Annotated in this window: 21 protein-coding genes; 13 read left to right on the top strand and 8 right to left on the bottom strand. The window is 43.3% G+C overall.

Annotation, left to right across the window (positions count from 1 at the left end; translation table 11 throughout):
* Window positions 1-116: 116 nt before the first annotated feature.
* Window positions 117-2786, bottom strand: a complete 2670-nt coding sequence (locus DUL71_RS15915) for an alpha-L-rhamnosidase (protein ID WP_114939021.1) — start codon at window positions 2784-2786, stop codon at window positions 117-119.
* Between the two features lie 300 nt (window positions 2787-3086).
* Here DUL71_RS15915 and argH point away from each other — a divergent pair, with 300 nt between their 5' ends.
* From argH to DUL71_RS15885, 6 genes are all read left to right on the top strand, one after another.
* Complete coding sequence (gene argH, locus DUL71_RS15910) at window positions 3087-4421, top strand: argininosuccinate lyase (RefSeq protein ID WP_114939020.1); 1335 nt, start codon at window positions 3087-3089, stop codon at window positions 4419-4421.
* A gap of 45 nt (window positions 4422-4466) precedes the next feature.
* Window positions 4467-5564, top strand: a complete 1098-nt coding sequence (locus DUL71_RS15905) for a TlpA disulfide reductase family protein (protein ID WP_114939019.1) — start codon at window positions 4467-4469, stop codon at window positions 5562-5564.
* 51 nt (window positions 5565-5615) lie between these two features.
* Window positions 5616-5822, top strand: a complete 207-nt coding sequence (locus tag DUL71_RS15900) for a YwbE family protein (protein WP_091211944.1) — start codon at window positions 5616-5618, stop codon at window positions 5820-5822.
* A gap of 56 nt (window positions 5823-5878) precedes the next feature.
* Complete coding sequence (locus DUL71_RS15895; RefSeq protein ID WP_114939018.1) at window positions 5879-6577, top strand: DUF1345 domain-containing protein; 699 nt, start codon at window positions 5879-5881, stop codon at window positions 6575-6577.
* 473 nt (window positions 6578-7050) lie between these two features.
* The gene (locus DUL71_RS15890) at window positions 7051-8685 is read left to right on the top strand and encodes an amidase (RefSeq protein WP_114939017.1); all 1635 of its coding nucleotides are present in this window, start codon (window positions 7051-7053) and stop codon (window positions 8683-8685) included.
* 9 nt (window positions 8686-8694) lie between these two features.
* A complete protein-coding gene (locus tag DUL71_RS15885; protein ID WP_114939016.1) occupies window positions 8695-9096 on the top strand; it encodes a helix-turn-helix domain-containing protein in 402 nt (133 codons plus the stop codon).
* Window positions 9097-9119: 23 nt separating this feature from the next.
* On the opposite strand, the gene DUL71_RS15880 is transcribed toward DUL71_RS15885, so the two are convergent.
* The gene (locus DUL71_RS15880) at window positions 9120-10103 is read right to left on the bottom strand and encodes a GlxA family transcriptional regulator (protein WP_114939015.1); all 984 of its coding nucleotides are present in this window, start codon (window positions 10101-10103) and stop codon (window positions 9120-9122) included.
* 128 nt (window positions 10104-10231) lie between these two features.
* Window positions 10232-10879, bottom strand: coding sequence for an ankyrin repeat domain-containing protein (locus DUL71_RS15875; protein WP_114939014.1), 648 nt, complete (start codon window positions 10877-10879; stop codon window positions 10232-10234).
* Window positions 10880-11152: 273 nt separating this feature from the next.
* On the opposite strand from DUL71_RS15875, the gene DUL71_RS15870 reads away from it, so the two are divergent.
* Both DUL71_RS15870 and lolA1 read left to right on the top strand, forming a co-directional pair.
* Window positions 11153-13765, top strand: a complete 2613-nt coding sequence (locus DUL71_RS15870) for an FtsK/SpoIIIE family DNA translocase (RefSeq protein ID WP_114939013.1) — start codon at window positions 11153-11155, stop codon at window positions 13763-13765.
* A gap of 69 nt (window positions 13766-13834) precedes the next feature.
* Window positions 13835-14512 (top strand): outer membrane lipoprotein periplasmic chaperone LolA1, encoded by a 678-nt coding sequence (gene lolA1, locus DUL71_RS15865; protein ID WP_112572469.1) that lies wholly within the window; start codon window positions 13835-13837, stop codon window positions 14510-14512.
* Window positions 14513-14823: 311 nt separating this feature from the next.
* On the opposite strand, the gene DUL71_RS15860 is transcribed toward lolA1, so the two are convergent.
* The 3 genes from DUL71_RS15860 to DUL71_RS15850 form a co-directional block, all read right to left on the bottom strand.
* Window positions 14824-15357 carry an AAA family ATPase gene (locus DUL71_RS15860; protein WP_114939012.1) on the bottom strand — a complete coding sequence of 178 codons (534 nt, stop codon included), beginning with the start codon at window positions 15355-15357 and terminating at the stop codon, window positions 14824-14826.
* Between the two features lie 159 nt (window positions 15358-15516).
* Window positions 15517-15978 (bottom strand): DUF4265 domain-containing protein, encoded by a 462-nt coding sequence (locus DUL71_RS15855; protein WP_114939011.1) that lies wholly within the window; start codon window positions 15976-15978, stop codon window positions 15517-15519.
* A 9-nt stretch (window positions 15979-15987) separates the two neighbouring features.
* Window positions 15988-17049: a polysaccharide deacetylase family protein gene (locus DUL71_RS15850; protein ID WP_114939010.1), complete on the bottom strand. Its 1062-nt coding sequence runs from the start codon at window positions 17047-17049 to the stop codon at window positions 15988-15990.
* A gap of 117 nt (window positions 17050-17166) precedes the next feature.
* On the opposite strand from DUL71_RS15850, the gene DUL71_RS15845 reads away from it, so the two are divergent.
* From DUL71_RS15845 to DUL71_RS15830, 4 genes are all read left to right on the top strand, one after another.
* A complete protein-coding gene (locus DUL71_RS15845) occupies window positions 17167-17439 on the top strand; it encodes a hypothetical protein (protein WP_114939009.1) in 273 nt (90 codons plus the stop codon).
* Window positions 17436-18197: an MBL fold metallo-hydrolase gene (locus DUL71_RS15840; RefSeq protein WP_114939008.1), complete on the top strand. Its 762-nt coding sequence runs from the start codon at window positions 17436-17438 to the stop codon at window positions 18195-18197. Before DUL71_RS15845 ends, DUL71_RS15840 begins: the two co-directional genes overlap by 4 nt.
* A gap of 72 nt (window positions 18198-18269) precedes the next feature.
* On the top strand, window positions 18270-18710 hold the full coding sequence (locus DUL71_RS15835) for a BLUF domain-containing protein (RefSeq protein ID WP_114939007.1): 441 nt from the start codon (window positions 18270-18272) through the stop codon (window positions 18708-18710).
* Window positions 18711-18807: 97 nt separating this feature from the next.
* On the top strand, window positions 18808-19230 hold the full coding sequence (locus DUL71_RS15830; protein ID WP_114939006.1) for a BLUF domain-containing protein: 423 nt from the start codon (window positions 18808-18810) through the stop codon (window positions 19228-19230).
* A 3-nt stretch (window positions 19231-19233) separates the two neighbouring features.
* Here DUL71_RS15830 and DUL71_RS15825 read toward each other — a convergent pair whose 3' ends face one another.
* Together DUL71_RS15825 and DUL71_RS15820 are read right to left on the bottom strand one after the other, a co-directional pair.
* On the bottom strand, window positions 19234-19512 hold the full coding sequence (locus DUL71_RS15825; protein WP_244228772.1) for a DUF3072 domain-containing protein: 279 nt from the start codon (window positions 19510-19512) through the stop codon (window positions 19234-19236).
* Window positions 19513-19576: 64 nt separating this feature from the next.
* Entirely contained in the window at window positions 19577-20044 is a 468-nt protein-coding gene (locus tag DUL71_RS15820; protein WP_114939005.1) for a hypothetical protein, read from the bottom strand.
* Window positions 20045-20230: 186 nt separating this feature from the next.
* On the opposite strand from DUL71_RS15820, the gene DUL71_RS15815 reads away from it, so the two are divergent.
* Window positions 20231-21811: a GDSL-type esterase/lipase family protein gene (locus DUL71_RS15815; RefSeq protein WP_114939004.1), complete on the top strand. Its 1581-nt coding sequence runs from the start codon at window positions 20231-20233 to the stop codon at window positions 21809-21811.
* The last annotated feature ends 107 nt before the right edge of the window (window positions 21812-21918 follow it).

Here is a 21918-nt window from a genome sequence, read left to right as displayed (position 1 = left end):
AGGTGTGACAAATTTATATACAAAAACAGGCCGGGGTTGCCCCGGCCTGTCAGTAAATGGTCATTTGATATGTGCAGATATTAAAATATGAAAATGCTATGGCATTTGTGGTGATATTATTTTACCTGGAATACATAACTGCCCGCATTTATCTTGTACAACGCAGGGTTGTTAATTGCCTTGCCTGCAAGATAAACTTTACCAGCAGGGAAAGAGATAGTGGCACTTGAGTTTGCAGGTACGGTTACTTTATAAGTTACCCCGTTGCTGCTGCGCTGCCATGATGAAACAATATTACCATAAGGCCCTTTGTGGGTAGCGGTAAACTCATTTAAGCCCGGCACAAAGTGCGGTTGCAGCAGTACGTTTTTGAAACCCGGATGTTCAGGATCCGGATGGATACCTGCAATGCCTTTGTACAGCCATGCGCCAATTTCGCCAAACATGATGTGGTTAAGTGAGATATCCGATTTAGCATCTATCTGCCAATTCTCATACAGGGTGGTAGCGCCATTCACCATCCACCAACCCCATGACGGGAAGGTTTCCTGCGATGCTATTTTGTAAGCCACATCCGGATAACCGTTATCGCTTAGTGCGCTCAAAATGGCTTTAGCACCCAATATGCCTACGTCTAAATGAAAATTATCTGCCTCAACACGCTTGGCCAGGTTGGCTGCAACCTTGCTTTTCATGTTTTCGGGTACAACTCCCCAGTAAAGTGGTACGCTTAGTTCTGTTTGTAAGCCTTTGCCGTAAATACCGGTTGTGGTATCTAAATATTTAGCATTGATAGCGTTTTTAATCTTATTGGCCAGCGCCGAATATTTTACATAATCGGTCTGTTTGCCTAATATTTTGGCTGCTTTGGCCAGGATGCTGGCATCGGTGTAGTAATAAACAGATGAAGTTAACTCAACCGGCGAAACTGATTTTACCGGAACCCAATCGCCCAGGCCCCAGGTAGTAAGGCCGGTTGGATAAAGCTCATCAATGTGGTTTACGTATTTCTCGATGGCGTTATAGCTATCGGCCAGTAGCTTACTATCGCCATAAAACAAATAAATATTATACGGAATAATGGCGATGGTGCTTGTCCAATCGGGGCCGTTACCCCATTCGTAGCCCCAGCCACCGGTTGGGATAATAGATGGCAATACGCCGTTGGGCTGCTGTTCGTCGCGATGATCGGCAAGCCATTTTTCGTAAACGGTGATGCCATCAAAATTGTACAGGCCGGTTTCGCTGGCTATGTGCGCATCGCCTGTCCAGCCATTCTTTTCGCGCTGTGGACAGTCGGTTGGGTAACCAAACAAGTTACTTAAATAACTATTGTTAGTGGCAGTCCAGATTTGGTTAATAGTTTGGTTAGATGCTTTAACGGTACCAATAGGCTCCACATCGCTGTGCATAAAAAACGCTTTGATGTTGTCCTTACCAATCTGGATAGGTTTGCTGGCGCTTACCTCGATATATTGAAAACCTTTATAGTTAAAGCGCGGCGAAAAGGTTTCCTGGCCTTTGCCGCCTAAAATGAAAATATCTGTTTGGAAAGGGTCTTTATCATCGGTAGGGCGGTAGTGCAGGTCTATATTTGACTGATCGACATGCCCGTTCTTATTCAATCTTTCAGCATGTTTCAGACGGATCACCGTACCCGAATCACCTTTAACCGTAATCTGGCTTACACCCGAAATATTTCGGCCCATATCAAATACCCAAACGTCGCCGTCAAGTTTGGTAACACTTTTGGTGCTGATGGTATCAACCGCGCGGATAGGCTGCATAGCCTGCGACACGATGTTCATGGATGGGGCCGAACGGTTAATGACCGGCTTCCATTTACTATCGTCAAAGTTGGCGGTGTTCCAACCTGGTTGTTCCAGCCTGCCGTCATAATGCTCGGCAGTGTAAATACTGTTGAAAACGACAGGGCTAAGTGATGTTTTCCAGTCGGTACCTGATTTTACAGTTTCAACGGTACCATCGGTATAGGTGATCCGCAAATCCATACAAAACGCCGGGCGACCGCGCCATGGTGCCTGGTGAAAGAACCAAACGGCTGTACTCTGGTGGTTATACCAGCCGTTACCCAGTAAAACACCAACTGCGTTTTTGCCGTTTTGTAATTGTGCTGTAACGTCATAAGATACGTAAAGCGTACGCCTGTCAAACCGGGTATACATTGGATCAAGCCTGTGGTTGCCTATCTTTTTGCCGTTTAGATAAAGTTCATATAAACCCGCGACGGCGATATAGGCCCGTGCCGAGCGGATAGGTTTAGCTACCTTAAATGTATTGCGGAAATAGGGCGCAGGGTTAACCGCTATCCCTTTATTATCGCTTATCCATGAGCCCTTCCAGTTTTGCATGCTCATCATGCCGGTTTCAAAACTGGCTACCGGCGATAATGTAAGCTTTTTACCTGCCTTGTCCCAAAGCTGAACCCGCCAGTAATATTTAGTAAAAGGTTTTAGTTGCTGGCCACTATAAGTAGCAAGGTTATTTGATGAAGCTATTTTGGTGGTGGTCCACGCGTTGCCTTTGCCTGTTGAAACAGCAACTGAATCGGTACCTACATAAAGCTGATAAGCACTTTGGGCTGCACCCTGTGCTTTATCGTTCATTAACCAGGTTAAGCGGGGATGTACATTGTCGATACCTATGGGGTTTACAAGATATTCGGATTTAAGACCTGCAGCCCCCGGCGTTTGGGCTTGTGTTACTAAAAAAGAGCAGCATAATAAGGCAATGCAAAGCAATGGCTTACGTAAAGGGTGTTTCATGTGGTTAAGATAGCGGTTTATACAATATTGGCCAAAGGCTATGAAATGTTGTCGCAATCAACAATGTTAACCGGATAGATCGGGATTGGCATCCTGAACTGTCTTATTGTCTGAACTCGAATTAAACGAATTTTTTGAATTTATCGAATCATCCATTTTGCTGTAATTCTGAGAATTCAATTAATCTCAAAAATTCCGGTTCAGACAAATTCACGCTGCCAGTTTGTTGGTGCCGAGCGGTGGTGACATTAAATAATACACAATAACGCACATAAATACACAAATTTATACATTTGCACCATGAGCAAGCTTTGGCAAAAAACTACTAACGTTAACGAACTGGTTGAAAACTTTACTGTTGGTCGCGACCGCGAATTTGATGAGCAAATGGCGGCGTTTGATGTTTTAGGATCGTTGGCCCACACCCGTATGCTGCAAAGCGTAGGGCTGATGGATAGCTCCGATCTGGAGCTTGTTCAGCGTGAGTTAAAAAATATTTATGCCGATATCGCAAAAGGCGGGTTCAAAATTGATGAAAATGTTGAAGACGTGCACTCGCAGGTTGAGTTATTACTGACGCAACGCATTGGCGATGCCGGCAAAAAGATCCATAGCGGCCGTTCCCGTAACGACCAGGTTTTGGTGGACCTTAAACTATTTTTCCGCAGCCAGTTACAGGAAGTTGTTGAAAGCGCAGAAACTTTGTTTCGCCAGCTTATTGAACTAAGTGATCAATACAAAGATGTTTTATTGCCGGGTTACACACACTTGCAGGTAGCCATGCCATCATCATTCGGCCTGTGGTTTGGCGCTTATGCCGAAAGTTTGGTTGATGATCTGGAATTGGTTTTGGCTGCTTACCGCATCACCAATAAAAATCCGCTGGGCTCGGCGGCCGGTTATGGGTCGTCATTCCCGCTTAATCGTACTTTAACTACACAGCTTTTAGGTTTCGATAACCTGAATTATAACGTTGTTTACGCGCAAATGGGCCGCGGTAAAACTGAGCGTATCATAGCGCAGGCCATTTCAACCATCGCGGCAACGCTTGCTAAGATGGCTATGGATCAAACCCTGTACCTGAGCCAGAATTTCTCGTTCGTAAGCTATCCGGATGCTTTGACCACCGGAAGCAGCATCATGCCGCATAAAAAGAACCCGGATGTTTGGGAAATTATGCGCGGCAAATGTAACCGCTTGCAGGCATTGCCTACCGATGTAGCCATGATGACCACTAACCTGCCATCCGGCTACCACCGCGAACTTCAGTTGCTAAAAGAGTTGCTGTTCCCGGCCTTTGCCGATTTGAAACACTGCCTGCAAATGGCAACCTTCATGCTGCAAAATATCACAGTGAAAACAGATATCCTGGATGATGCTAAATATGCTTATCTGTTCAGCGTGGAAGAAGTGAACCGTTTAACCTTAAGCGGCACACCGTTCCGCGATGCTTACAAACAGGTTGGCCTGGCTATTGAAGCAGGCAATTTTAACCCTGATAAAACGGTGAACCATACCCACGAGGGCAGCATTGGTAACTTGGGTAATGAGCAGATCTCGGCTTCGTTTGATAAACTGATCAATAATTTTGACTTCGCAAAAGTAGAACAGGCAATAAAAGGGTTGGTAGATTAGTTATCTTAGTGTCAGGTTAATGCTTAATACCCTGATACTAAACCAATGAAAAAACCTTATTACATCATCCTGCTGATGCTCATCGGCCTGTTTTCCTGTAAACAAGATAATACAGTTACTATCAGAGGCAACATCAAAGGCCTTAAAAGCAAGTGGGTTTATTATAAACCTACATTTCCTATTGGAGGCAAATCCATCGATTCGGCCAAAGTCACTGATGGGAAATTTGAATTTAACTTTCGGCCTGATACCGCCTTCTTCGCTGATATTGTTTCTTTAAGTTATAAAGATGAAAAGGGGAAAAGAGAGTATATAGCTGTTGGTAATCCAAATGAACCCGCCAAAAATCATTCCCGGTACGTTGATTTTGTTGTAGGGACGGGAGTGACAACAATAACCGGTGATCTTTCTAATACTGAGGGAGCAATCCTGAACGGTGGATCGCAATCTGAGTCGTATTTAAAGAATATAACGTTGCCTTATATCCGCATAAGTAAAGACAGCGTTAGGAGAGCTGCCCAGATAGAAAGGGTGAAAAAAATTATTAATGAAAACCCCGACTCATATTGGAGTTTATCAGCATTGCATAATTTTAGATTTTACGTAGAACATGCCCAATTAATAGAATTATACAACTCTTTTGGCGATGCCGCAAGAACATCTTACTATGGTAGAAAACTGAAGCAGTTTATAGACAATCAACCTGCAAATAAAAGTCAGTTTGAGAACAGCATTTTCAATGATGTTGATGAAAAACCGGTAAACCTGGTAGATAACACTAAAAAACTAAATATGGTGATATTCTGGGCGAGCTGGTGCGGGCCGTGCCGTCAGGAAATCCCTTCCTTAAAGCGAATAGTATCTCAATTTAAGTCAGATAACATCAGATTTGTTAGCATATCGGTAGATGCAAAAAAAGAGAATTGGCTGCAGGCAATGAAAGCAGAAAATATGCCATGGCAGCAACTCATCATACCTCGACAAATTTTTCTCAAAGCACAGGCGCAATACAATTTAGGTTTGATACCACAAATTTATTTAGTTAATAATAAAAACGTGGTTGTGAAAAAAATTGAAGGTTTTTACGATGGTAACGAAGAACGTGTTAAAACTTTTATAGCCGATTATCTTGCGAAAAATTGATATTTGCCTGGTTGGTTAACAAGCCAGGCAAATCAAAACAAATCAACGGTCATGAACGGACAAAACAGAAGCGATATATACCCAGGCCTTGAGGTTGACATTATACTTAAAAAAGATCAGCGTACCGGTACGCTTACACGCGGCTTTGTGAAGCGATTGCTTACCAGCGCGGCTTACCACTCGCGCGGGATAAAAGTGCAGCTGGATGACGGACAGGTAGGCCGTGTGGCCTGGATTGTTGAGGAAGACGATTTTTAGTATCTTCATTTATTCTACACTAATCATCCGCATATTTACAGTGTAGCCTAAATGATATGTCTCAAAAAGCCAGAACAAAAACAAAAGTATTTTTCAGTCTTGATGCTCATCACCGCCTCCTGATCTCATTGGGAGCTGCAGCGATAACTTTATTTCTTTCTTGGGGGCATTTTTCGGCACCGGTAATTGCTTTGGTAACCTGGATAGCGTTTGGCATGTGCATCATCATTATGGATTGGATCATTATCCTGACCGCCAAACCGGCCGAGATCCGAAGGATAGCGAGTATCGAAGACTCGAGCCGTACGCTGATATTTTTGTTTGTGATCGTGGCTTCAATGGCAAGCTTGCTGGCAATAGTGTTTTTGCTGATATCTACTAAAAATCAATCGGACGAGGTAGTGACCGCCCGGGTTTTACTGGCTATGGGCTCGGTTATTGTATCCTGGTGGCTGGTGCATACCATCTTTACCCTGCGATACGCGCATATGTACTACGCTACCGATCCTGATGACGATAAAAAAATAAAGCCATTGGGTGGCCTTGATTTTCCGGGCGATCTGCAAGAGCCTGATTATCTCGATTTTGTTTACTTCTCATTCGTTATCGGCATGACGTTCCAGGTATCTGATGTCGAGATTTCTGCCCGTTCTATCCGCCGCCTGGCCTGGTTGCATGGCTTAATTTCTTTCGCTTTTAACACGGCTATTGTGGCGCTGAGTATTAATGTGATATCGGGGATGATATCGAAGTAGAGGCAGACGGCGGATTACCCATAAAGGCCTCCGGAGCAATTAACTTAATAACTAATGGAAAAATAGCTTGAGAAACTTTCCTCTTGAAAGTAATAGCCCATCATTGGACGGGAACGGAAAATGAAAGGCCGTATAGTTAACTCACCCGGTCTACGCTACGCTGGACCACCCTCTCTCCGGCTTCGCCGCAAAGAGGGAAAAGAAAATAAAAACAAATTCTCCTCTTTACGCTTGCGTAGAGAGGGGTGACAAGCGCAGCGATGTCGGGGTGAGTAGATATGCGCACTGATGTTAACGACTATGCCTTTTGATGGGCTATTCTCTCAAGAGAGGAATCGCGCAATTCTTCGCCTTTATGCTTTTGCGCAAGAGCTCCTGTGCATAAATTGTAACATTTAACTATCTCCACCCTCCACAATTTTCAAAGTAGTTAAATATTTTGTTACTTGTAATGCCTTTTATTTTAAACATTTATGCATAGAAGAAATTTCCTCAAAACCGGTTCATTGGCCGGACTAACGATATCTACTTTGGTAGCTGCTTCCTGCAATCAGCCATCTGCTACGAGCAAAGCAGATGATACTGTTGCTGCCGAAAACAGTAAGGACGATATATTTGAACTGAGCGAAATAACGATAACTGATCTGCAACAAAAAATGCAGAGCAAGCAGTTTACTTCAAGGCTCATCACCGAGCTGTACCTGAAACGTATAGATCAGATTGATAAAAAAGGCATTATGCTCAACTCCGTGATCGAGCTAAATAAAGATGCCTTGAATATGGCTGATGCAATGGATAGGGAACGCGAAAAAGGTAAAGTACGCGGTCCGCTGCATGGCATACCTGTACTCATCAAGGACAATATTAATACGGGCGATAACATGCATACCACGGCAGGTTCATTGGCTTTGGCCGATAATTTTGCTAAACAGGATGCTTTTATAGTGCATAAGCTTCGCGAGGCAGGAGCGGTGATATTGGGTAAAACCAATTTAAGCGAATGGGCAAATTTTCGGTCTACACATTCAACCAGCGCCTGGAGCAGCAGGGGAGGGCAAACTAAAAACCCTTATATTTTAGACAGGAACCCCAGCGGTTCAAGTGCCGGTACGGGAACGGCCGTTGCAGCTAACCTTTGTGTTATAGGCATCGGTACCGAAACTAATGGTTCTATTGTTTCGCCGGCGTCGGTTAATGGTTTGGTGGGCATTAAACCAACGGTAGGTTTATGGAGCCGGTCGGGAATAATTCCTATTTCTAAAACTCAGGATACCGCTGGCCCAATGACGCGTACGGTTAAAGATGCCGCCATATTGCTTGGGGCACTTACCGGGATAGATACGCTTGACCTGGCAACCCTTGGAAGCAAAGACAAAGTAGAGGCCGACTATACCAAATTTTTAGATGCCAACGGTTTACAAGGCAAACGGCTTGGTATCGAAAAATCGGCATTAAATGATAATCCGGCTGTTGTAGCACTATTGCAGGAAGCTATCAAAACCTTGAAAAGCAAGGGTGCTGAGGTGGTGGAGATAGAATTGAACAAAGAGTTGAAAACCATCAACAGTAATGAGTTTACAGTACTGCTTTATGAATTTAAAGACGGCCTTAACCAATACTTTGTTAATGCTAATAGCAAAATAAAAACGCTGGCCGATGTGATTGCCTTTAACAAGCAGAACGAGGCCAAAGCCATGCCATTTTTTAAACAAGAGATTCTGGAGCAGGCCCAGACCAAAGGCGATTTGAACAGCAAGGAATATCTTGACGCGGTTAAGCAAACCTTTACTGGTACCCGTAAAGTTATTGATGACATGCTGGCCAAATACAAGCTCGATGCTATTATCGGCACAACCAACGGTCCGGCAGTATGTATCGACCTGGTAAATGGTGATTATGATAATGGCTTCAGCTTTTCCGGGCCGGCTGCTATGGCCGGGTATCCGCACATTACCGTGCCTATGGGGCTGGCGCATGGGTTGCCAATTGGCCTATCGTTTTTTAGCACGGCATATACAGAAGGGGAGATCATTAAATTAGGATATGCCTATGAGCAGGCATCTAAAAAGCGGGTAGCACCTTTGTTTAAGCCCGATCTGTTTGCTTAATTTTGCGTTATGGAAGCAACGCTTACCGTTCCGAAGAAAATACTGGCCCGGCAGCATGAAATTACTGCAGACTATCTAAAGGCCATTGACAAACATCTTGACGATGTGCTGAACAACCGCGTATTGGATATGTACGAGATCCGTGATTTTGCCGATGAGATGCATATCCATCCTACACATTTGAGCAATACCATTAAGCTCACTACCGGCAAGCATCCTTGTTTCTTTTTCGAAGAAAAGATCATGGAAATTGCCAAAGCTTTGCTACAGGAAAACAGGGTAAGTGTAGCCGAAATAGCAGGCAGGCTTACTTTCGATCCATCAAATTTTACTAAATTCTTTAAACGTTTTGAAGGGGTAACCCCCAAACAATACCGTGAGCAATGGCTGATTGCTAAGCTTGAACCGTAAACGTGGGATGTGAAAACGTAAATCTAATTCTCTAACACAGCCCTTCTGCAATATTTGCTGCGATAATCCTGTGGGGTTAAGCCTGTTATCCTTTTAAATATCTTTCGGAAAGTCTTTAAGTCGTTATAGCCTACTTTATACATCAGCTCGCTGATGTTATGGTTGGTTTTCTCCAACCCTTTTTTTACCGATTCTATCTTTACCTTTTGCAGGTATTCCATAGGGGTGTTTTGGGTAGCGCTTTTAAAACGGCGGATAAAATTGCGCTTGCTCATATTGGTTTGCCCGGCAATTTCCTCTACCGAAATAGGCAGATGGTAATTGTTTTCAATAAATAATTGCGAGCGCATAATTTCCTGGTCTTCATGCTGATGCTGCCCTTCAAATACCTTGAAATGTGCCTGGCTGGTACGGTCAATGTCCAGCGAAAACATTTTACTGGCCCAGATGCCGGTATCCCGGCCGCAGTACTTTTCAATAAGGTATAGTACCAGGTTCATGCTTGAAAAGGCTCCGCCGCTGGTGTAGGTACCATCTTTATCGGTAGTCACCATATCGGGTAAAATATCTACCTGGGGGTAGCGGCGTTTCATATCGTCAACCGCAACCCAGTGGGTGGTGCAGGGTTTGCCGTTAAGTACCCCTGCTTCGGCTAAAAAATAGCTGCCAAAACACAGGCTGGCTACTTCGGCACCTTTATCATACATATTTTTGATAAAATCTATCAGGTTTTTGTTTTTACGCATCACCAAATCAGGCGGACCGTAAAATGCCGGGGCAATAACCAGGTCGATATTCTCGATCTCATCAATGGTTTTGAAACCGGTAAACTGGGCCGGAAAATAAAGCAGGTTATTGTTTATTTTTTCGCCTACAAGCATCACGCTGAAAGCTTCGGTTTTGCCGCTTTCTACCAAAAAACGGTTGGTATGCCTCACCATATCCAATACCCCGGAAATGGTTGAAAGATTGATGTCTTCGTGAATAAGCAGCGCTATTTCTCTCATTTGTTATAATTCAGGTTATTACAAATATATAAAAGCACCCGACACAAAAACATGCGATAAGCTTTAAAAAACGCTTATTAACTATAAAAAGCTATCATTTAATTAGTTTAAAATTAAGCGTTTAAACATTAACTAAGGATGTCGGCTATTTCTTCAAAGCCTTTTTCGCGGGCCAGATCGGCAGGGAGTTTACCGCCTTCCATGCGGGTAAAAACTTCGGCGCCGCTTTCAAGTAACAGGATAATGAGCTCGAGGTTGCCATTTTGTGCGGCCGAATGCAGCGGGGTAGCACCTGCTTGTTGTACAACGTTCACTTTAGCGCCGTTTTCAATCAGCATCCGGGCAATTTCGGTGTAATTACCGGCGGCAGCCGAATGAATGGGAAAAACGTTGAACCCATTATTTGATTGCAGATTTACGCTTGCACCCTTCAGCACCAGGTACCGCGCCACATCAAACTGGCCAAAATAGCAGGCCAATCCAAGGGCGGTAAAGCCGTCGTCAGCATAATCATCCAGCGTATTCGGGTTGCTGCTTACAAGTTGGGCAACAATATCAAATTTACCGGCGGCAGCGGCTTCAAATAAACTGATATCGCTTACGTAATTTAGCAGCAAATTGGTAACCTCGGGCTTTTTATAATAGCACGAAAGCATAAGCGGAGATACCCTAAGGCTCGTTTTTTGGGTAGCCAATGCCCGGTCGCGGCCAAGCAGGGTATTGATACTATCTAAATCGGCAGATGCAATGTATTCTTCCAGTCTTTCTATGCTCATTACTCGGTTAAGTAAAGCGTGACTATTAAGCCCGCTGTATATTTACTTGATTAAAGTTGCTTTTTATGTTAGAGGTAAATGTTGTTTTTCAATTATACTAAAAAATTAAAAATGTTACCAATAAGTTATATAATCTGTTAACTTTATATTCATTCGGCCTGTAATTTTGGGCAGGTTAATGAATCTTATATAAAATATTTACCGGGTGTAGCCGCAAAGTTTACATAGGTGAAATTTTACGTAAGTTTGCACATAAACGATTGTTACATCAGGATGCCGGCAAAAGGAAACCAGTTTAGAACTAATAATTTCAAGGGAGAAAATCAGCCACGCCAAACCGGTAAAGCTGAAAAGGAACGTGTGACAGGCAGGAGATTACCTAAGCTGCCCAGCTTTGATTTTGACTATGAAAATGGCAAAGCTGTTAAAATTGCGGGTTTGTTTTCGCTGCTTTTATCTGTTTTTTTCCTGATTGCTTTTACCTCGTACCTGTTTACCTGGCAGGAAGACCAAAGCTATATTTCCAAAACAAATGGTGGCTGGCATAACCTTTCAACTGGTACCACTATTCATGAAATAGCAGACCTCAACGATCAAACCGTCAGGGCACAAAATTGGCTGGGTAAGTTTGGAGCGTTGTTATCAAACCAGTTTATTTATGAATGGTTTGGTGTGGCTTCGTTCATATTTGTTTTTGTGTTTTTTGTCGCGGGATACCGTTTGCTTTTTAAGGCGAGGTTGTTTTCTATCCGTAAAACACTGGCATACTCATTATTCAGCATTGTTTTTATTTCGGTAGCGATAGCTTATTTTCACTCATTTATTATTGATTATCCGCACTACCTTGAAGGCGGTTTCGGTTTTTGGAGCAACCGTTTACTTGCAGCGCAGATAGGCGAGGCGGGCACCGGAGGCTTGCTGGTGTTTTTGGCGCTCACCGTATTGGTAATAGCCTATAACATCGACTTTAAAATACCTAAACGCAAAGACCGTCCGGTAGCACCAATGGAGGTTGAAGAAGTAGCGCCTGAACCGGTTGAATTGATTGATGAAGAACCATCGGAACCTCTTGAATGGCCTCGGGGAAATAATAAAATTCGTGAAACCCATGTAAGCAGTATTATGCCTGAACCAATGGTACAGGAACCGCTTACCCCTCCATCGCAATTCAGGCAGCCTCCTATGGAGCAGGTGCCCGAATATCATGAGCCTGTTGTATTACGTCCGGAAAATACCCTTAAACACGAACCGGAAGAAGAGGATGAGATCCCACTTACTATTGATACCAACAGGCCTCTGCCCGAACTGAGTGTTGAGCAGGCCGATGAAGCTAAAAAGGATGATTTGCTAAGCAAGTTTGGTGTTTATGACCACAAGCTTGACCTGGCTTCTTATAAACTACCACACATCGAGCTGTTAGAGAATCACGGTTCAAACAAGATCTCGGTTAACGCCGAAGAACTGGAGGCCAACAAAAACAAAATTGTTGAGACCCTGAACCACTACAACATCGAGATTGATAAGATCAAGGCGACCATCGGGCCAACAGTTACTTTGTATGAGATAATCCCGGCTCCGGGTGTAAGGATCAGCAAGATCAAGAACCTGGAAGATGATATCGCGCTAAGTTTGGCGGCTTTGGGTATCCGTATCATTGCTCCTATGCCGGGTAAAGGTACTATCGGTATCGAGGTACCAAACCAGAATCCGGAAATGGTTTCGATGCGCTCGATACTATCGACAGAAAAATACCAGAACACTACGATGGACCTGCCTATCGCTTTAGGTAAAACCATATCAAACGAGGTGTTTATTGCCGATTTGGCCAAAATGCCTCACTTACTGGTGGCAGGTGCCACCGGGCAGGGTAAATCGGTTGGTATTAACGCTATCCTGGTATCACTGCTGTACAAAAAACACCCGGCCGAACTGAAGTTTGTATTAGTTGACCCTAAAAAGGTGGAGCTTACGCTTTTCCGCAAAATAGAAAGGCACTTTTTAGCGAAACTACCTGATGATGGCGATGCTATCATCACCGATACCAAAAAGGTAGTAAACACGCTTAATTCGCTTTGTATTGAGATGGATCAGCGTTATGATCTGTTGAAAGACGCACAGGTACGTAACCTGAAAGAGTATAACGCCAAATTTGTGAACCGTAAGATCAGCGATCCGGAAAAACACCGTTACCTGCCATTTATAGTATTGGTAATTGACGAGTTTGCCGATTTGATGATGACCGCCGGTAAAGAGGTGGAAATGCCTATTGCCCGTATAGCGCAGCTGGCTCGTGCGGTGGGCATCCATTTGGTTATCGCTACGCAGCGCCCTTCGGTAAATATTATTACGGGTACTATTAAAGCCAACTTCCCGTCGAGGCTGGCATTTAGGGTACTTTCTAAGATAGACTCACGTACCATTTTGGATGCGGGTGGCGCCGATCAGCTGATCGGTCGCGGGGATATGTTGTTCTCAACCGGCAGCGATTTGATCCGTTTACAGTGCGCTTTTGTAGATACGCCTGAAGTTGAGGCTATCTCCGACTTTATTGGTAACCAAAAAGGTTATCCATCGGCCATGTACCTGCCTGAATACGTTGGCGAAGGTGAAGCCAGCAGCGGTGCCAAAGAATATGATCCCGATGACCGCGACCCAATGTTTGAGGATGCCGCGCGTTTAATTGTACTGCATCAGCAGGGTTCAACATCACTTATTCAGCGTAAAATGAAACTGGGCTATAACCGCGCCGGCCGTATCATTGACCAGCTGGAAGCAGCAGGAATTGTTGGTCCGTTTGAAGGCAGCAAGGCCCGCGACGTACTATACCCTGACGAGTACAGCCTTGAGCGTTACCTGGAAACGCTGCAAAAACCTATTAAAGATTAAACCAAGCAAAATTTAATTACTCTAATCCAATAACTATTAATGATTATAGTTGTTGTTGAATAAAACTTAATGAAAAAGATCATAGCATATACCATTTTAGCAATAAGTACATACAGCACGGCTTTTGCGCAAAAAGACAGCCAGGCAAAAGCGATTTTAGGTGAGGTTAGTCAAAAGTATCGTTCATACGATGTTATAAAAACTGATTTTACCCTGAGCCTCAATAACCAGCAAGCCAACATCAAAGAAACACAAACTGGTACATTGGTATCAAAAGCAAAATCCGGAAAATACAGGGTTACGCTGTATAACTCGGCAGCAAAACCCGAAGTTGATAAGGAAATACTAAGCGATGGCAAAAGCCAGTGGACATACCTGAAAAAAGATAAAGAAGTACAGGTAAGCGACGCCGATAAAAACGGCGACGGACTAAGCAATCCGGCCCAGATTTTTACCATGTATGAAAAAGGTTTCAAATACCTGTACACCGGCGAACAGAAGATAGCAGGTAAAACCTATCAAACTATTGAGCTTACTCCGGAAGATGATAAAAAAGCTATTTACAAAGTGAAGCTTACTATCGATAAGGTAAAAAAACAAATTTACAGTGCTTTACTGTTCGATAAGAACGGAAACAGGTATACTTATACCGTGCGCACCTTTACCCCAAATGTACCTGCAGCCGATGCAACTTTTGCATGGGATGCCAAAGGTCACCCTGGTGTTGAACTTGTGGACTTGAGGTAAGTTTGCTTAGATGTGAGATTTGAGACGTGAGATATTTCAAAGGGGAAGGTAAAACCTTCCCCTTTTTTGTTTCTTTTAATTTTTCGCCGCCGCTCGTCTCCTGGCTATAAATTGAAAAATTGTCATTTCGAACGAGGAACGAGGAGAAATCTTATACAAGATGCTGAGCGAACTATTCGGGCTGAATTTGCGTGGCGTATAAGATTTCTCTTTCGCCCCGACGCACGATCCCTGCCCTCTGCTCATTCGAAATGACAATTTTGGAGATAACGCCAATAACGGCCTATTGGGGTGCTAAGGCGGTAGCTGTTTTAAATTGCCTTTAACTTCCCTAACACAGCTTCAACTCTTTCCTCCACAGTAGTGTCACCTTCAATAACCAACAAGGGCGTTTTTAAGTTCTTCATCCAGTTTTTGTGCGAATGCAGGCTGCGATTGTTGGTGATAAGTTCATCATAGCCTCGTGCCCATTCAATAAATTCATTATAGAGCCTGTTCCGCTCTCTGTCGGTATGGATGATATCGCCGTAGCGTTCAAACTCCCTTTCCTGCAAACGCCGGATCCTGATGGCAGGCGGGATATATAAGAATACCGACAGGTCAAATTGCCAATTATTGTTCCAGTTGATAACCGAGCCGCCGAGGATCCAGTTTTTGTCATCGGCCATTTGATTGTTGATCATGGCGTTTCTCTCTTCGGGCGGTCGCCGGTTAGTAAAAGGAGGATTGGAAGGGAACCAGAAATAGTGGTCACTATCGAAATAAGGGTAGCTGAGTTTTTCGCTCAAAGCATTACCAAGCGTAGTTACTCCTGAGCCTGATGCTCCAAAGATGTTGATGTGCATAAAAGCAGATAGAATGTTCGGCAAGTAACTAAAATTCCGCCAAAGATGTGATGTGGAGTAGATTGAAAATAAGCTATAAATCAATTGATTATAGTTGGGTTATTATTTTACTCAATACATTGAGTAAAATAACTCAGTGTATTGAGTAATTTCAGATAGTTAATATTGATGCTCTTCTGATAAACATGATTCAGCATAACCTATAATATCCTGCTGTTTTAATTCTTCTAAGCGGGCTTTGACTAAAACGTAATTGACCGAAACGGGGACGTCTATGGCAAAATATTTATTGCCCATCCCTTCCCAGTTACATCCCAGTTCTTCAAATGGTTTACCAATGTTTTTGAGCTCTGCGGTATCATCCATCAAAATTACGTGGATAGTTGAATTGCCCGAATACTCCCGGGTTTCACGGTAAGTGAGCATTTTTTCATCTTCATCAAACTCAGCAAATATGATATCGCCCGATGCTGTAATGGGTATATAAAAAGGAATGTTATTTAACTCGTAGAGTCCTTGAACCTCGTCAATTACTTTAGTCCACATGGTTTCTACAGTAATCTCTTCTAATATATCGCTATAAACCCTGAATAGTACTTTAACGTATTTATCATCACTCATAAAACAAACTTACTCATTTCCCATCTTAACCCGCCGTTCCATTACCTCTTTCCAAGTAGTTAAAATAAACCCTTTTTGTTTCAGGTAAGCTTTCAGCCGTGGATCAGTCATGGCCAGCAGGTCGCCTTTGCGTTTCTGGCCTTCGTTGCAGATGTTTTTAAATTCGGGTGATGGATTGGTGCAATGCATCAACACCATGGTTAAGCCAGGTGAAAATCGGTCGAAGTTTTCGATATAATGGTCGGTGTACCATTTTTGTAACTCCTTATCGGTAATCTTGTCAATATCGGGCATAACCCAGTCGTAGCTTGAATTATCAAGATCATCCAATACCGGGAGACCACCTTTCCAGGCCAGCTCGCCAAGCTCACGTACTTTAGCCAGTTCTGCCGGTTCGGGAATGGTCATGCCCTCGGTATATTTACCATCTTTTTTGAGCTGGGCAATGATAGCGTTTTTAGCTTCAGCACGGTAAAATGCATCTTCGCCGCCCGGCAGCATTACCGGTATTTTTTTTTCGATGCCCAGGTTTATATATTTTTCGAGGAAAGCGGGTTTAGCAAATAGTGTTCCCATGTGCGAGTCGAGATGTGTTGGCGTAAAGCCCATGGTTAAGGCACGGTCAAGCTGGGCGCGTATTTCGTTATCAATTTCATCTGCGGTAGCACGGAAATATACGGCGGCAACTCCCGGCCAGAAAGCCCCCTCTTTATCCACCAGTCCAGGCACCGCGGCTTTACCGGAAAGTGGTCCCCAGCGGTAATTTTGCCATTCGGAAGTTAGGGTTAAATGCAGGCCGGCATCTATGCCGGGGTGTTGATCCATATAATGTTTAAAATCGGGCACCCAGGGGCAGGGCATCATCACACTGGTTGATGTGGCTACACCTTCACCAATGGCTTTTTCAACGCCCTCATTTGATTCATGCGACATTCCTGCATCATCAACATGCAAAATAATTACACGGGCGCCTTTGGGCCAGCCAAGCTTTTCGGCATAGGTTTTTGTTTGCTGGGCGCAAACGGCAATGCTAAAAACAATACCGGCTGTGGTGAGCAGTAAGTTCTTCATTTGGATAGTTTTAGGATATAAAAGGTAAATAAAAATAGAAATTTATTTAACAAATGTGACATGCAAATGCCAATTTGGGTACTTTAAATACCCCTGTTTTTACTACTTTTGAAATTAATGCTCCCCGCAACAAACCATACGCTCGAGAAACTGGAAATGCTGTTAAAAACGGCAGGTTACAAGGTACGCTATGAAAAAGGTAACTTTAAAACCGGGGCATGTTTGCTGCTCAGCAGTAAAATGATCGTAGTGAACCGTTTCTCTAACCTGGAAAGTAAGATCCTTGCTTTAACAGAACTGTTACGCGAACTTGAGGTTGACTACAAGCTGCTTGATGATAAACAGATTGCATTTTTGCAGGAAATTAAACAAACAAAACTGCAGCTGTGACCATAACATTTTTAGGAACCGGAACATCGCAGGGCGTACCTGTTATAGCGTGTAATTGTGAGGTATGCCTCTCTACGGATAAGCATGATAAACGCCTGCGCAGCTCTGTTTTAATTGAAGTCGAAGACAAGGTTATTTCAATTGATTCGGGTCCCGATTTCAGATACCAAATGCTACGCGCCAATGTACAGCATCTGGACGCTATAGTTTTTACCCACGAACATAAAGACCATGTTGCCGGGATGGACGATATCCGGGCGTTTAACTATAAGCAAAACGCACCAATTGATATTTACGCGGATGAACGGGTTCAAAAAGCTTTGGCGCGCGAGTTTCCTTACATTTTTGATGGCACAGGTTATCCCGGTATTCCGCAGGTAAAAATGCATACTATCGCGCTTGATCCGTTTATGATAGGTAACGTTGAGCTTATCCCTATCGAGGTATTTCATTACAAGCTCCCTATAAAAGGTTTCAGGATTAAAGATTTTACCTATCTCACCGATGCCAAAACTATCCCGGATACCGAAAGGGAAAAAATAAAGGGCACAAAAACGCTGGTGATAAACGCCCTGCAAAAGGAAACCCATATCTCGCATTTTACACTTAGCGAGGCCATTGCTTTTGCAAATGATATCGGTGCTGAAACAACCTATTTTACACATATCAGCCACAGGCTGGGCAAGCATGCAGATGTATCCAAAGAACTGCCTGCGGGTATCGAACTGGCGTATGACGGGTTAAAATTGACTTTTTAACATCGGCACAAAACCATCGCCCCTTTTTCTTCGTAGTTATGAAAATAAAATAGCCCCTAATTTTATTTCTATATGGAATATCTTGTATTTATTAGCACCGCTAAAAAGCTAATGAGCGATGCTGAACTATTGGACCTGCTGCAATCGGCCAGGTCAAAAAACTCCGAAAACAACATTACCGGAATGCTTCTTTATGGCGAGGGCACCTTTTTGCAGGTTCTTGAAGGTGAAAAGGACGATCTGCACAGGGTTTATAACGCCATCCAGGCCGATTTCAGGCACCGTAATATCATTGTGATGATAAGCGGGATACTTAACGAACGGATTTTTCCAAAATGGTCGATGTCTTTCGCGTCAGTAAATGCGGATGTGCTTGAAGTGGTTGAAGGTTATTTAAACCCGGCAAAGATGAGTTTTGCAGCTGATGTTAATAATCACCCCACGGTTAATATGGTAAAGACTTTTGCAGACAGTAACAGGTTGGCGACACCCGTTTTTACCCTGTTTAATTAGTTGTTTAGGTTAGAAACCGGATTGATACATTAACATTTTTGTGCTTTTTTTGTATTAACTCTTCGTATATTGAGGAGGTAATATTGACCCTAATGTCATGGAATACCTTGTTTATGTCAGCACCGCTAAAAAATTCATGAGCGATGCAGAACTGTTGGATCTGTTACAGGCAGCACGGATAAAAAATGCCGAACATAATGTGACAGGTATGCTCCTTTATAGCGAAGGCACTTTTATTCAAGCCCTTGAGGGTGAAAGGGAAAATCTTTACGCTATCTATAATGCTATTACGCTTGACTCCCGCCATCGTAATATTATCCTGATGGTATCCGGGAGTGTTGAAGAAAGGATTTTCCCTAATTGGTCAATGGGGTTTGCTTCAGTAAATGCGGATGTACTGGAATTAATAGAAGGCTATTTAAATCCATCAAACAAAAACTTTATTGGTGATAGCAATCATGCTACCATTTTGATGCTCAAAACTTTTGTGAAAATCAACAAGTTATCCTTATCATTTTAAAGATTAATTGTTTAAGCCACGACCGGTTTTATGCTGAAGATCATCTATCCGTTTAGATGCTTCGGCTTTGGTTAGTGATTCATCAAATTCTTCGCCGGCTTCATCTGATAACGTTTTGAGATAGGAGTGTTGTGCACCTGTCATGGGCTCATCGCCGGTAGTCCATTCATCGGGATCTTTGATGGTATTTGAACCTTTGGCTTTATTTTGGTTGATTATCTCTTCATCATCCGACTCATCAAAAAAGCCGTTATCAGGGATATCATTAGGATTAACAGTCATAACTATTGTTTTATAATAACAACCGCCGCGGTATCGCATTGTTTTATTGAATGTCTGTAGGAGTTTATAACTCAATAAAGCTCACCCTGTCAATAGTGCCCTTATATTGTTTTAAATGGCCTTTGTCTCCCGCATCAACTACGCCACGAATGGTTACCTTACGTTTATTCATTTGGGTAAACTGACCATCGTTATAGGTAAATAAACCGATATGTGTACCGGGAAGATAAAGCGGACAATCCTGGCTGAAATCAATCCATAACGCATTCTCCAGGTTATGACTTGAAAAAAGACTGTCGTTAAAAAGTGCCGATTGCTCATTTCCTTCCTTGTACTTGCCGCTCACCTCAACATATTGCTTGTCATATTTTTCAATGTGATTGACCAATTCGGTGAAAGAAACCTTCTTATAATCTTTGGAGATATTACAATCGCTTTGAAAGATTTTTTTTTGTTTGGCGCATGCTCCAAGCAAAATTATCAGCGGAAAAATCCGAAGTAGATTTTTGATATGGATAAACGCCGCAGTCATATAAATCAGGAGTGTTTAAGATAGCGAAAATATCTGTCACTAAACCTTATAACAGATATTTTACAGCAAGGTTACAGATACGGTGACTAATATGGAATTTATATTTGCTAAAACGTTTCGGCATCTTGCTTATTAGCTTTATGCTGTTATTTTTGTACATCAACATTAACCTGAATTAAACCTCCCATGAAATTAAAACTGATAGGCTCCTTACTCCTGTTAGCGTGTCTTGGTGCGCAAGCCCAGCAAAAAGTTATCCCGTTGTATCCCGGCGCTGCCCCCGGATCCGAAAGTTGGAACTGGAACGAAGCCGAAAGCGAAAACAATGCTTTTAACACCAAAGTAGTTTACAATGTTACCCATCCGTCGTTAAGCGTTTTCCTGCCCGATTCAACTATTGCCACCGGTACCGCCGTGGTTATTTGTCCGGGCGGTGGTTTTCATACCCTTTCTATCAATAGCGAAGGGTATGATGTTGCCAAATGGCTCAACAAGCAAGGTGTAGCTTGTTTTGTACTCAAATACCGGCTGGCGCACAGTTTAACCAACGACCCGGTAAAAGAACTGATGGCCAAGATGAGCCAGAAAGATTTCCCGAAACAGGTAGCACCAATTATCCCTCTGGCTGTAGCCGATGCGCGTACGGCGATTGCCTATGTGCGGGAACATGCTGCAGAATATCATGTTTCGCCGCAACGCATCGGGATCATGGGCTTTTCGGCAGGTGGTACGCTGGCTGGTGCAGCCGCATTTAATTATACAGCCTCCAATAAACCCGATTTTGATGCGCCCATTTATGCCTACGTGCCGCCCGAATTGCTTTCAAAGATCCCTGACGACGCGCCGCCGATGTTTATTGCCGCTGCTACCGACGATCAACTTGGTCTTGCGCCACACAGTGTTGAGCTGTACAGCAAGTGGCAGGCATCAAAACATAGTGCCGAATTGCACATGTACCAAAAAGGCGGTCACGGTTTTGGCATGCGTAAACAAAACCTGCCTACCGACAATTGGATAGAACGCTTTAGCGACTGGCTGGAACTAAACGGCTTGCTAAAACCGGTTGACCCTAAAATAAAATCGGTAAAAGAAAGGAACGAGCAATGGGAAGCCTACCATAAGCAATGGGAAGACGCTTTTCATAAAGACTGGGCAAATATGGGCCGTTACAAGGCTGATAATGATAAAATAAAGGCATTGGCCCCTAACCCTAAAAGTGTAGTTTACATGGGCGATTCCATTACCGATTTCTGGCTCAACAGGGACTCGACGTTTTGGAATGGTAAGCCCTATTATAACCGTGGCATCAGCGGGCAAACCACTACTCAAATGCTGGTGCGTTTCCGTGAGGATGTAATTGATCTGAAACCTGGCGCGGTAGTGATATTGGCGGGGATTAATGATATTGCTCAAAACAACGGGCCAATAGCTATTGAAGACGTTTTTGGCAATATTCAATCCATGGCCTTGCTGGCAAAAGCCGCCAATATTAAAGTTGTAATATGTTCGGTATTGCCTGCTTATGCTTTCCCATGGCGTCCGGGTATGGAGCCTGCTCAGAAAGTTATCCAGCTTAATACCATGCTTAAAACCTTTGCTGATGCCCAGAAAATGGTTTATGTAGATTACCACAGCGCCATGGCCGACGAACGTAAAGGTTTGCCGAAAAACCTTGCTGCCGATGGTGTGCACCCTACGTTAGAAGGTTACCGGATAATGGGGCCGCTGGTAGAGAAGGGTATAACGGAAGCGTTGAAAAAGAAGTAAGTTCATTATCACAATTACTTCGTTGTTCGTTATGGTAATTAAAAACAATTGTTATTCTGAGAGATTTAAATCCGTTGGTCTGTGGAGGTAAAATGACAAAAGGTGGG

The sequence above is a fragment of the Mucilaginibacter endophyticus genome (assembly GCF_003351025.1).
GTDB classification, from domain to species: domain Bacteria; phylum Bacteroidota; class Bacteroidia; order Sphingobacteriales; family Sphingobacteriaceae; genus Mucilaginibacter; species Mucilaginibacter endophyticus.
This window is presented reverse-complemented; position numbering and strand designations above follow the sequence as displayed.